Annotated in this window: 13 protein-coding genes and 1 pseudogene; 12 read left to right on the top strand and 2 right to left on the bottom strand. The window is 67.1% G+C overall.

The features are described from left to right. The first annotated feature begins 372 nt into the window (after nt 1–372). On the top strand, nt 373–945 hold the full coding sequence (locus tag F3J14_RS20640) for a DUF4142 domain-containing protein (RefSeq protein WP_166724601.1): 573 nt from the start codon (nt 373–375) through the stop codon (nt 943–945). 109 nt (nt 946–1,054) lie between these two features. Here F3J14_RS20640 and F3J14_RS20645 read toward each other — a convergent pair whose 3' ends face one another. Next, nucleotides 1,055–1,654, bottom strand: coding sequence for a GNAT family protein (locus F3J14_RS20645; protein WP_166724602.1), 600 nt, complete (start codon nt 1,652–1,654; stop codon nt 1,055–1,057). Between the two features lie 87 nt (nt 1,655–1,741). Beyond that, nucleotides 1,742–2,656, bottom strand: coding sequence for a LysR family transcriptional regulator (locus tag F3J14_RS20650; RefSeq protein WP_006751715.1), 915 nt, complete (start codon nt 2,654–2,656; stop codon nt 1,742–1,744). Nucleotides 2,657–2,766: 110 nt separating this feature from the next. Here F3J14_RS20650 and lysA point away from each other — a divergent pair, with 110 nt between their 5' ends. From lysA to F3J14_RS20705, 11 genes and pseudogenes are all read left to right on the top strand, one after another. Next, nucleotides 2,767–4,020 (top strand): diaminopimelate decarboxylase, encoded by a 1,254-nt coding sequence (gene lysA, locus F3J14_RS20655; RefSeq protein ID WP_166724603.1) that lies wholly within the window; start codon nt 2,767–2,769, stop codon nt 4,018–4,020. 150 nt (nt 4,021–4,170) lie between these two features. Further along, complete coding sequence (locus F3J14_RS20660; RefSeq protein WP_166724604.1) at nt 4,171–4,437, top strand: hypothetical protein; 267 nt, start codon at nt 4,171–4,173, stop codon at nt 4,435–4,437. Nucleotides 4,438–4,605: 168 nt separating this feature from the next. Further along, entirely contained in the window at nt 4,606–5,406 is an 801-nt protein-coding gene (locus F3J14_RS20665) for a transporter substrate-binding domain-containing protein (protein ID WP_166724605.1), read from the top strand. A gap of 76 nt (nt 5,407–5,482) precedes the next feature. Beyond that, entirely contained in the window at nt 5,483–6,142 is a 660-nt protein-coding gene (locus F3J14_RS20670) for an amino acid ABC transporter permease (RefSeq protein ID WP_166724606.1), read from the top strand. A 44-nt stretch (nt 6,143–6,186) separates the two neighbouring features. After that, nucleotides 6,187–6,912 (top strand): amino acid ABC transporter ATP-binding protein, encoded by a 726-nt coding sequence (locus F3J14_RS20675; RefSeq protein WP_166724611.1) that lies wholly within the window; start codon nt 6,187–6,189, stop codon nt 6,910–6,912. Nucleotides 6,913–6,961: 49 nt separating this feature from the next. Then, a complete protein-coding gene (metC, locus tag F3J14_RS20680) occupies nt 6,962–8,149 on the top strand; it encodes a cystathionine beta-lyase (protein ID WP_166724607.1) in 1,188 nt (395 codons plus the stop codon). Nucleotides 8,150–8,226: 77 nt separating this feature from the next. After that, nucleotides 8,227–8,571 carry a DUF3088 domain-containing protein gene (locus tag F3J14_RS20685; protein WP_166724608.1) on the top strand — a complete coding sequence of 115 codons (345 nt, stop codon included), beginning with the start codon at nt 8,227–8,229 and terminating at the stop codon, nt 8,569–8,571. A 441-nt stretch (nt 8,572–9,012) separates the two neighbouring features. Then, the gene (locus F3J14_RS20690) at nt 9,013–9,624 is read left to right on the top strand and encodes a ribosome-inactivating family protein (RefSeq protein WP_166724609.1); all 612 of its coding nucleotides are present in this window, start codon (nt 9,013–9,015) and stop codon (nt 9,622–9,624) included. A 20-nt stretch (nt 9,625–9,644) separates the two neighbouring features. After that, nucleotides 9,645–10,286, top strand: a complete 642-nt coding sequence (locus tag F3J14_RS20695) for a hypothetical protein (RefSeq protein ID WP_006751707.1) — start codon at nt 9,645–9,647, stop codon at nt 10,284–10,286. Between the two features lie 56 nt (nt 10,287–10,342). Next, nucleotides 10,343–11,452: a hypothetical protein gene (locus tag F3J14_RS20700; protein ID WP_166724610.1), complete on the top strand. Its 1,110-nt coding sequence runs from the start codon at nt 10,343–10,345 to the stop codon at nt 11,450–11,452. Nucleotide 11,453: 1 nt separating this feature from the next. Further along, nucleotides 11,454–11,672, top strand: a pseudogene (locus tag F3J14_RS20705) (hypothetical protein); the annotation flags it as partial.

Below are 11,672 nucleotides of genomic sequence, written 5' to 3' on the forward strand. Positions count from 1 at the left end.
CGATTCGACGCGTCGTGACGCAATCACTCGATACCCTGCCCGCAAGACGATGAAACGCCGATGACACGTGCGCACATCGCATTCATTGCATGCGCGTCGCGCACGCAAAAATTGCCACCACGATGCACGCGACAGGTACGCACTACCTGTCCACGCGCGCACACTGCGATTCGTCTTACCAACCGTTACACAAACCACAGCGCGGTTGCACCTGCTACGGGAGCGCTCTCCTAGAATCAGTCGGGCCGGGAAACACTTCGAACGCCGCCGCGGCAGAGCGGCGTCGAGTCCGGCCCGGGCGCGCCCGGTCTCTCGCACAGCCGCGGATCACGCGATCCGCCCATTAATCAGAGCCCCGATCGAGGAGGTCCTATGAACCGCTTTCCCCAAATCTCGCGCCTTGCATTGTCTGCCGCTGGCCTGCTTCTCGTCGCCGTGACGGCGACCGCGCAAACCGCTCAACCGGCGCCGGCCGCACCGACCGCCGCCACGCAAACGCGCATCCACGAAGCCGACCAGACCTTCATCACGGACGGCACGAAAACCGTGTCGACGCAGCACGACGCCGCACGCATCGCCGATTCGCGCACGTCGGACAGCCAGGTGAAGGCGTTCGCGCAACGCGTGTCGACCGACGATGCGAAGATCATCCAGGCGATGCGCGCGGCCAGCCCGCGCGGCGTCGACGTGCCGGCCAACGATCCCGACACGACCGTGCTGGACAGCATCAAGACCCTGCGCGGCGCGGAATTCGACAAGGCGTACATCGAGCAGGTCGCGCTCGCCGGCCAGCAGAAGACGATCTCGGCATTCCAGGCCGAAATCGCGGCAGGCCGCGACACGAAGCTGAAGGAAATCGCACGCCAGTCGCTGCCGATCCTGCAGGCCCACTACGCAGACGCGCAGAAGCTCGCGCAGCGTCATCACCTCGCATCGGCGCAATAACGCCAGTCACGCGATACCCCGCCGCGCCACGTGCGCGGCCCCCGCTTCCCTCTCGTCGCGCCGCCGCCCCCCTCTCCGGCGGCGCGACGCCTGCGGCACCCGGTTCGCGTTACGTCGCGAGCTTCGCCCGCAACCGCTCGCTCACCTCAGGCCATTCGTCGTCGATGATGCTGAAGCGCACCGAATTGCGCTTGCGGCCGTCGGGCATGATCCGTTCGTGACGCACGATCCCTTCCTGCTTCGCGCCGAGCCGCAGAATCGCCGCGCGTGACTTCTCGTTCAGTTCGTCGGTCGTGAACTGCACGCGCACGCATTTCAGCGTGTCGAATGCGTACGCGAGCAACAGCCATTTCGCTTCGGTATTCGCGCGCGTGCGCTGCGCCGATTCGCTCAGCCACGTATGGCCGATCTCGAGCTTGCGATTGTTGCGGTCGATCTTCCAGAAACGCGTGCTGCCGATCGCGCGGCCCGACGCACGCTCGACGATCACGAACGGCATCACCGTGCCGGCCGCGCGGCCTTGCAGCGCGGTGTCGATATAGGCGTCGACCGTGTCTTCGCCCGGCACGACCGTGACCGTCAGATTCCACAGTTCACCGTCCGCCGCGGCGTCCAGCAGTGCCTGCCGATCGGATGCATGGAGCGGCCGCAATACGACGCGCTCGCCGATAAGCGTGGGTTGTTCGAGAGAAGACGAAGCGTCGGTCATGACGGGTTCCGTTGCCGTGAAGGTGACGAGGAGGATGACGCCGTGCGCGGCAAAACGCACATCGAAACGCCCATCATACGGCCAGCGTCAACCGGGCAGCGCGGCGAGCCGTTGGCGAATCGCCTTCGCTTCGCCGCGCAGCGCATCGGCGAAGGCGTCGACGAGCAGGCTCTTCGGCCGGTGCTCGGGCACGATCACGCTGACGCGATACGGAAACGAGCGCGTGAGCGGCCGCACGTGCAGGTCGCGCCCGACGAAATCGAGCGCGGTCAGCGGATTGACGATCGCGGCGCCGAGCCCCTGTCGCACGAACGCGCACACCGACACGGCCGACGGCGTCTCGACCACCGAACGCGGCGCGACACCGAGCTGCGCGAACGCCTCGTCGATCAGGATCCGGTACGGGTCGTTCAGCGACAGGCTCACGAACGGACGATCGGCGAGATCCGCGAGATCGATCGCGCGCCGCGCGAGCAGCGGATGGCCGTCAGGCAGCACGCACACCTCGTCGACTTCGAGCAGCGGCGTGAGCACGGTGCCGGCCGGCGCGACGTCGTGTTCGGTCAGCCCGAGATCGTAGCGCTGCGCGGTCAGCCACTCTTCGAGCACCGGCGACTCCTGCGTCGCGACCGACACGCTGACGCCCGCATGCGCGTCATGAAAGCGCCGGCAGGCGCCGGGCAGGATCGCGTGCGAAAACGCCGGCAGCGCGATCACCGACAGCTGCCCGTCGCGAAACTCGCGCAGCCGCGCGGCCGTCGCCGCGACACGTTCGAGCCCCACATATGCGAGCCGCACGTCGTCGAACAGCGTGAGCGCGGCCATCGTCGGCCGCAACCGGCCATGCGAGCGCTCGAACAGCGCGAAGCCGATCACCTGCTCCATCCGCGCGAGCTCGCGGCTGATCGTGGGCTGCGACGTATAGAGCATCTCGGCCGCACGCGTCGTGCTGCCGGTGACCATCAGCGCGCGGAAGACCTCGATGTGCCGGTGTGTGAGCATGGCCGCCTATATCAGAAATGAATCGAACATCGATAATCAGGCATTTTACTGTATAGACGAACAGGCGCATCATTCAGGCTGTCCGTTCATTCGATCCGGTTTCCTCCGCCATGTCCCTCGATTCCCGCCAGCTCGCGACGCTCGCGCAGCAATACGGCACCCCGCTGTGGGTGTACGACGCCGACGTCATCCGCGACCGCATTGCCCAACTGCGTCAGTTCGACGTGATCCGCTACGCGCAGAAGGCGAACTCGAACCTGCATATCCTGAAGCTGATGCGCGACGAACGCGTGTGCGTCGATGCCGTGTCGCTCGGCGAGATCGAGCGCAGCCTCGCGGCGGGGTTCAGTCCGGCAGGCGGTCCTGCGGCAGGCGATCCGGAAGGCGTCGTGTTCACGGCCGACCTGATCGACCGCCCGACGCTCGCCGCCGTGCTGAAGCATGGCGTGACCGTGAACGCCGGCTCGCTCGACATGCTGGCACGCGTCGGCGAGCATGCGCCCGGCCATCGCGTGTGGCTGCGCGTGAATCCCGGCTTCGGCCACGGCCACAGCAACAAGACCAATACCGGCGGCCCGCAGAGCAAGCACGGGATCTGGATCGACGACGTGCCGCGCGCGATCGAGATCGTGCGCCAGTACGGGCTGAAGCTGGTCGGCATCCACATGCATATCGGCTCGGGCGTCGACTATGGCCATCTGTCGCAGGTGTGCGACGCGATGGTCGATCTCGTCACGTCGCTCGGCCACGACATCGAAGCGATTTCCGCCGGCGGCGGCCTGTCGATTCCGTATCGCGACGGCGAGCCGCGCGTGGACGTCGGCCACTACTTCAGCCAGTGGGATGCCGCGCGCAAGCGGATCGAACGGCATCTCGGCCATGCGGTGCGCATCGAGATCGAGCCGGGCCGCTTCCTCGTCGCCGAGGCCGGCACGCTCGTCACCGAAGTGCAGGCCGTGAACCACCGGCCGAAGCACGACTTCGTGCTGATCGATGCAGGCTTCAACGATCTGATGCGTCCGTCGATGTACGGCAGCTACCACGCGGTGTCCGTGCATGCGCCGGACGGCGCGCTGCCGGCCGGCCGGCCGCTCGTCGACATCGCGATCGCGGGGCCGCTGTGCGAATCCGGCGACGTGTTCACGCAGGACGCAGGCGGCGTGGTCACGCACCGCACGCTCGCGCAACCGCAGATCGGCGACCTGCTGTTCCTGCACGATGCGGGCGCATACGGGGCATCGATGTCCTCGAACTACAACAGCCGGCCGCTCGCGCCGGAAGTGCTGGTCGATCGCGGCACGCCGCGGCTGATCCGCCGCCGGCAGACGATCGGCGAACTGCTCGCGCTCGAAACGTTCGAGTAACACGCACACGCGCCTTCGCGCCGCGTTCGATCGACCGAACGCCAACGGCCAGGCTTGCCGCTATCGGCATGCCTGGCCGTTTTGCTTTTCGACGGTTGTGCTCAGGGCAACCGGCTCGAGCACGCCGTAGCACCGGATGCTGCGCATCCCGTGCAACCGCAGCAGATCGCCTGCACCGTGTTTCATGCACGGAGAAAAACATTCCACGCCGCGTGGAAAGTCCGTGCATTTTTGGAAGCACTTTCCTTTTTGACAAATCTAAGATTGCCCTCAGTCGTTCAGCATTTGCGTCATCGGATACGCATCGACGATGCAGCCGGTCTACCCCACTCGCAAGCCGCACGGGCACTCATGAACACGATGCTTGAACTCTTCACCGCGCACCATTACGCCACCGTGCGCGAACGCATGCCGTAACGCATCGCGGCAAACGGCTCGCGTCCTCTCGTGCCGTCTTTCGCCGCACCTTTCCCGCGCCGCATTCCAATGCGGCCTGCTTCCCGCCCCGGCGACGCCGCCCGTCGCCGCGGATACGTACGCCCAAAAATTTCGACAACGACGTTTCGACAACACCCGGAGACAACCATGAAGCCCTTCACCCCGACGCTCAAGCAAGGCCTCGCCGCCGCCCTCCTCTGCGTGGCGGCCACGGCGTCGCACGCGGCGGACCTGCTCGACACCGTCAAGCAGGCCGGCGTGCTGAAGATCGCACTCGAAGGCACTTACCCGCCGTTCGACTACCGCAATGCCGAAGGACAACTCGAAGGATTCGACGTCGACGTCGCGAAGGCGGTCGCCGCGCGGCTCGGCGTGAAGCCGCAGTTCGTCACGACCGAATGGAGCGGGATTCTCGCCGGGCTGCAGGCCGGCAAGTTCGACGTGATCGTCAACCAGGTCGCGATCACGCCGTCGCGCCAGCAGGCGCTCGACTTCAGCATGCCGTACGTGTATTCGTCCGCGCAGCTGCTGCAACGCCAGAACGACACGCGTGCGTTCAAGTCGCTCGACGAGCTGAAGGGCAAGAAGGTCGGCGTGACGATGGGCAGCAACTACGTCGATCTCGTGAAGACGGTGCCCGCGATCGATCTGCAGGTCTATCCGGGCACGCCGGAAAACCTGCGCGACCTCGCGGCGGGACGTATCGACGCGGCAGTCAACGACCGCCTGATGCTGAGCTACCTGATCAAGAACTCGCACCTGCCGCTGCGCCCCGGCTCCGTGCTCGCCGGCGGCGAGGACCGGATGGGCATCCCGTTCCGCAAGGGCAATCCGAAGTTCGCGAAGGCGATCGACGACGCGGTCGCGTCGCTGCAGCAAGACGGCACGCTGAAGAAGATCTCGATGCAGTGGTTCGGCACGGACACGACGCGGCCGATCGCGCAATAACGCAGCCATCACGCGCCCGAACGCGCGGGCGCGCCGACCCCTCGGCGGCACACGACACACAATCAGGAGACACGCGATGGAAGCACTCGATCTGATCATTCATACCCTGCCCGTGATGGTGAAGGGCGCGCTGCTCACGCTGAAGTTCGCGGTGGCGTCGATGGCGCTCGGCCTCGTCGTCGGGCTCGTGGTCGCGATCATGCGCATCGGCAGCAACCGGCTCGCGTCCGGTCTCGCGCAAGGCTACGTCAGCCTGATGCGCGGCACGCCGCTGCTCGTGCAGATGTTCGTCGTCTACTACGGGCTGCCCGATCTCGGCATCACGCTCGATCCGACGACGGCCGGCATCTTCACGCTGACGCTCAACGCCGGCGCGTACCTGTCGGAAAGCATGCGCGGCGCGATCCTCGGCATCGGCCGCGGGCAATGGGCGGCCGCGCACAGCCTCGGCCTCACGCACGTGCAGACGCTGCGCCACATCGTCTGCCCGCAAGCGCTGCGCCTCGCGGTGCCGAGCCTCGGCAACACGCTGATCAGCCTGATCAAGGACACGTCGCTCGTGTCGGTGATCACCGTCACCGAGCTGCTGCGCTCGACGCAGGAGGTCATCGCCGCGACGTTCCAGCCGCTGCCGCTGTACCTCGCGGCCGCCGCACTCTACTGGGTGCTGAGCACGCTGCTCACGCGGCTGCAGGGCCGCGTCGAAACGCGTCTGTCGCTGCCGTCCACGCATTGAGCCCGCGCATGTCATTCAATCCGAACCTCAACCACGGACAACCCATGATCACGCTCGACAACGTTTCCAAGTGGTATGGCAAGCATCAGGTCCTTTCGGCATGCAGCGCGGCGGTATCGAAAGGTGAAGTGGTCGTCGTCTGCGGGCCGTCGGGCTCCGGCAAGTCGACGCTGATCAAGACGATCAACGGCCTCGAGCCGTTCCAGAAAGGCAGCATCGTCGTCGACGGCATGCGGCTCGGCGATCCCGCCGCGAAACTCGCGCAACTGCGCGCGCGGGTCGGCATGGTGTTCCAGCATTTCGAGCTGTTTCCGCACCTGTCGATCACCGACAACCTGACGCTCGCGCAGGTCAAGGTGCTCGGCCGCCGCAAGGACGAAGCGCTCGACAACGCGATGAAGCTGCTCGATCGCGTCGGCCTGAAGGCGCATGCGAACAAGTATCCGGGGCAACTGTCCGGCGGGCAGCAGCAACGCGTCGCGATTGCGCGCGCGCTGTCGATGAACCCGGTCGCGATGCTGTTCGACGAACCGACTTCCGCGCTCGACCCCGAGATGATCAACGAAGTGCTCGACGTGATGGTCGAGCTCGCGCGCGACGGCATGACGATGGTGTGCGTCACGCACGAGATGGGCTTCGCGAGAAAGGTCGCGCATCGCGTGATCTTCATGGACCAGGGGGCGGTGGTCGAGGATGCGGCGAGCGATGCGTTCTTCGCCGCGCCGCGCTCCGAACGCGCACGCAACTTCCTCGACAAGATCCTGCACTGACCGCGCGACGGCCTCGCTCCGATTTGACTGACCTTCAAAGGATGACATCTTGAATCCCCTGCATTCGACCGACACCCTGCTCGCTCACGAAGGCCGCTCGCACGGCCAGCCCGGCTCGCCGGTGAACCCGCCCGTGTACCGCCAGTCGACGCTGCTCTTTCACGGCACGGACGCGCTCGACGCCGTGCGCGGCACGCCGCTCGCGTACGGACGCCACGGCAGCCCGACCACGCGGGCACTCGAAAAGGCGCTGGCACGCCTCGAAGGCGCACATGCCGCGCTGCTGACGCCGAGCGGGCTCAGCGCGATCACGACCGCGCTGCTCGCGGTGCTGAATCCCGGCGATCACCTGCTGATGGCCGATTCCGTGTACGACCCGACCCGCTCGTTCTGCGACGAGACGCTCGTCCGCCTCGGCATCGAGACGACCTACTACGATCCGTCGATCGGCGCCGGCATCGAGGCGCTGATGCGGCCGAACACGCACGCGGTGTTTACCGAATCGCCGGGCTCGCTGACGTTCGAGGTACAGGACATCCCCGCGATCTGCCGCGTCGCGCACCAGCACGGCGCGGTCGTGCTGCTCGACAACACGTGGGGCACGCCGCTGAATTTCCGCTCGTTCTCGCACGGCGTCGACGTGTCGATCCACGCGGCGACCAAGTACATCGCCGGACACTCCGACGTGCTGATGGGCGTGATCCTGACGACCGAAGCGCTCGCGCAGCAGGTGACGCGCTGCTACCGGCAGCTCGGGATGACCGTCAGCGGCGATGATGCGTATCTCGCGCTGCGCGGCCTGCGCACGCTGTCGGTGCGCCTCGAACGCCACCAGCGCAATGCACAGGTGCTGACCGACTGGCTCGCGCGGCAGCCGGAAGTCGCGCAGATCCTGTATCCGGCGCGGCCGGGCGACGCCGGCCACGCGCTGTGGCAGCGCGATTTCACGGGTGCGTGCGGGTTGTTCGGCCTGGTGCTGCATCCGCAGCCCGACGATGCGGTGCGCGCGCTGCTCGACGGCATGACGTGCTTCGGCATGGGCTACAGCTGGGGCGGCTTCGAAAGCCTGATCATCCCGTCGAATCCGTCGCGCCAGCGCACCGCGACGCAATGGAACGCGGCCGGCCCGCTGCTGCGCATTCACGCGGGGCTCGAGCATCCGGACGACATGATCGCCGACCTCGACGCCGGCTTCGCGAGAATGCGCGCCGCCGCGGCCGCGCTCGCGGAAGCCTGAATTCCGACAACGCCACCTGCGTCACCGCGCACTACCCTTTTCTTCAACGTTCGACCACCACTGATAGCGAGGCCATCATGAAAGACACGCTGTTCATTCTCCGCCCGGGCTTTTTCAAGGACTCCGAAGGTCCGTTCTACTGCGGCGACTCGGTCGCCGTCGAAGGGCTGCTGAGCTTCTATCCGCAGCTGCGCGAGGACGTCGCGGTCGAGTACGTCGACGCGCCGCGGCCACGCCAGCCGATCGTCGCGCTGATCGGCGAGGACAACCAGTCGGCGCCGGTGCTCGTGCTCGGCGACGGGCGGACGCCGAAGGATGACGCCGTCGGGATTCGCGAACACGACGGCCGACGCTTCATCGATTCGCCGGCCGACATCCGGCGCTATCTGTCATCGCAGTACGGCGTCGCGCACGTCGCGTAAGCACGCCGCGGCTGATTCACCGCCGGCAGGCGATCGGTACCTTGATCGCACTCGACACATTCGAGCAACACGCGTTCGGCGGCAGCAATGCCAACGGCCAGGCTTGCCGCTGCCGGCAAGCCTGGCCGTTGTGTTTTTCGGCGCGGCGCAGGCGTGCTGCTCGACGACGCATGAAGCACGCCGTCGAAGTTGCCAAGCCTTCATGCGCAGTCGCACGACGCATGCGCGTCGCGTGACGCCGCCGCACATCCTGCGCCGCCTGCGTCGGCCGCATCCGGCACCTGCTTCCCGGGTGTTCGGTCACACCGATGGCCATGACTTCCGCCGCATTGTTCACCCGCCGCGCGCCGCGCACAGTGGCCACACGGCTGCGCGTCCGCTTCCATCCGCGCGCCGTCTCGACGGCCGAGCGACGCCGGGTTATCGACAGGAGTGGACATCGTGCAACTTCGACTCACCACCGGCAGTGCCTACCAGGACGATCTCGCGGCGCTCCGCGACACGATCCGCCGGAACGGCACGCGCGCGACGCGGCATGCCGTCGACCTCGTGATCGACGACGACGCCGGCGCGCCGCGCGTGTCGCTGCTGCTGAATCTCGCATGGCAAGCCGCGAAGAACGGCCCCGCCGTCGACGCGTCGCTGTACACACTCGGCTTCGTCGGCCAGAGCGGCATGGCCTTCGTGTTCGACATCCGGCCGTTTCCGGGCGGCACGCCGACCGGCGCGACGGCGCTCGGCGGCGACGGCTCGTACGGCTGGCTCGGCTACGCGACCGATCCGTTGCCAGTGATCAATCCGAGCAATCTCCATCAGGCCGTGTGGACGCTGTCGAAGGTCCGGCCGGCAGACGCATCGAAGTTCGCGCCGTTCAAGCCCGATCTCACGCGGCTCGTGATCGCGTTGTCCGAGGCGCTGCGCTTCGCGCGCACCGCGCACGCGATCGCCGGCCTGCTCGACGGCACGCTCGCGACCTACGCGCCGAACGACGACCGCACAGCCTGCTTCAACAATTGGGCGGCCAAGGGCTTCCCGCTCGGCGATCCGGCCTGATGCCGACGAAGGAGCACGCCATGTCAAGCCTCGACTTCAATGCGTCGCTGCGGTGGGAAACGTTCGTGCTGAGCCTGATCGCGAATGCCGGCGATACGCCGCGCGCGGGCAAGCAGCAGACCGGCTGCACGCTGCCGATGTACGTGATTCCGTTCGCTCGGCTCGACGCACCGCCCGAGCTGCGGGCGCTGATGTCCGAAATCGCTACGTCCGCGCGCGTCGTCGATCGCGGTCCGCCCGGGCGCCATATCGGCAGCGACGTGCTTGGGGCGATGCGGCAGATCCACCAGAACGCGCCGCGCTATCTGCCGACGTTCGGATACGGCACGCCGACGGACCCATTCGACGGGCTCACCGAGCGCGCGAAGCTGTACGAACGCTACGCGCGCACGTTCAAGGCGAATTCGAACGGACGCGGCGGCGACACGCAAACGACCGGCTACGTCGAATACACGGCCGGCACGAACACGCTGTTCCGCGGCGGCAATCGCGCGCGCATCGCGTTCGACTACGTGTTCGGCCGCCTGTATTTCTCGCCGATCCACTACGAAACCTGGGTGCCCGGCACGCTCGATCCGGGCCCCGGGCAAACCGTCGCGAAGGTCGTCGACGGGCCGTACGCGAACCCGTGGTTCTGGATCACCGACATCACGTCCACCTGAAGCCGCGGCGGCGTGGCCCCGCCGCGCCGCCGCCATGAAGAAAGAGGAAACCGATCATGAAACAGCCTGTCCGAGTCGTTTCCGTGCGCTATGCGTGCGACAGCAAACCCGAGCGTGCGCCCGACGAAGATCTCGAAGCTTATGCGGCGCGCGTGCAGCAGGTCGCACTCAATCACCTGAGCGGCGCGCTGTCGAGCGCGTTCGAAGCCGTGCGTCGCGACGCGCAAGACGACGATGCGCCGCCCGTCACGTTCGTGACCGCGCCCGAGTTCTACTGGAACGTGCCGTGGGACGCGCTGCGCGACGTCGACGAACTCCACGCGCTCGTCGACCTGCAGCTCGATCCGGTGCGGCGCGCGATCGGCGCCATCGCGGATCGCTTTCCGGTGCAACAGTACGGGCCGATCGTGTTCCTGCCCGGCACCGTCGCGATGCTCGTGAAGCACGAGGCGGCGGCCGACGTGCCCGATAACGGCATGCTCGTCGGGCCATACGTGTCGCTCAATTTCACGTTCGCGACGACCAATTTCCTGCCGCCGCTCGCGCACGACGACGGCGACGGTGACGGCGACGCGCCGCGCCGCGCCGCGATCTGGCCGAAGCGGCATACATCGTGGATCGACTACGGCAAATCGGTCGATGCGCTCGACACGCCGCTCGCCCACACGTTCCGGCTCGACGACGGCACGCTCGTGACGGTGCTGAAGACGAGCGACGTGTCGCCGCAAAGCGCGACGGCCGAGCCGCCGCCATCGTCGCCGTACCAGGGCCCGCGCCTGTCGGACAGCTTCGACAACCGGCTCGGCGACGCACCGCCGTTCGGCATCGACATCTGCCTCGACTTCCTGAAATGGCGCCGGCATCCGGGCAACGACGTCAAGCCGCCGCATCTCGACGACGGCGCACTCGTGCTCGACTTCGTGCTGTCGTACGGCGTGAATCCGACCGATCGCGCGTTCGACGTGCCCGACTCGCTGCAATACATCGCGCACAACGACGGCCGCAGCCGGAGGGAAGTCGTCGTGTTCGCGGTCGACCGCACGCGAACGCGCTGGCAGCGCATCGCCGAAGCGCCGTGCGTGCGTCACCTGTCGAGCTCGGATCGCGAACGCGTCGCAATCCACGCGTTCGACGTGGACGTGCCGGGCGCGGACGGTACACCGTGACATGGGCGCCTCGCGCTTCGGCCGCTGGCGCGCGCGGCAGGCGATGCCGGCGGCGCCACGCGCACCAGACGATCTCGCCGCGCAGCTGTGCGACGAATGCGAGGCGATGGCGCGCTATGCGCTCCATCACGGGCTGCCGATCGAGCCCGAACTCGTCGCGCGGCTCGCGGCGCTGATCGCGGCCGCCTGTTCGGCCGGCGCATCGGCCGCCACGCCGCTG

It is taken from the genome of Burkholderia sp. Tr-862, assembly GCF_011753085.1.
Taxonomy (GTDB): domain Bacteria; phylum Pseudomonadota; class Gammaproteobacteria; order Burkholderiales; family Burkholderiaceae; genus Burkholderia; species Burkholderia ambifaria.

Bases quoted from the DNA above. Each gene is read 5' to 3' on its own strand.
- F3J14_RS20640 (WP_166724601.1), top strand. From the start codon at position 373: ATGAACCGCTTTCCCCAAATCTCGCGCCTTGCATTGTCTGCCGCTGGC.
- F3J14_RS20675 (WP_166724611.1), top strand. From the start codon at position 6,187: ATGATCACGCTCGACAACGTTTCCAAGTGGTATGGCAAGCATCAGGTC.
- F3J14_RS20695 (WP_006751707.1), top strand. From the start codon at position 9,645: ATGTCAAGCCTCGACTTCAATGCGTCGCTGCGGTGGGAAACGTTCGTG.
- F3J14_RS20700 (WP_166724610.1), top strand. From the start codon at position 10,343: ATGAAACAGCCTGTCCGAGTCGTTTCCGTGCGCTATGCGTGCGACAGC.
- lysA (WP_166724603.1), top strand. From the start codon at position 2,767: ATGTCCCTCGATTCCCGCCAGCTCGCGACGCTCGCGCAGCAATACGGC.
- F3J14_RS20645 (WP_166724602.1), bottom strand. From the start codon at position 1,654: ATGACCGACGCTTCGTCTTCTCTCGAACAACCCACGCTTATCGGCGAG.
- F3J14_RS20685 (WP_166724608.1), top strand. From the start codon at position 8,227: ATGAAAGACACGCTGTTCATTCTCCGCCCGGGCTTTTTCAAGGACTCC.
- F3J14_RS20650 (WP_006751715.1), bottom strand. From the start codon at position 2,656: ATGCTCACACACCGGCACATCGAGGTCTTCCGCGCGCTGATGGTCACC.
- F3J14_RS20665 (WP_166724605.1), top strand. From the start codon at position 4,606: ATGAAGCCCTTCACCCCGACGCTCAAGCAAGGCCTCGCCGCCGCCCTC.
- F3J14_RS20670 (WP_166724606.1), top strand. From the start codon at position 5,483: ATGGAAGCACTCGATCTGATCATTCATACCCTGCCCGTGATGGTGAAG.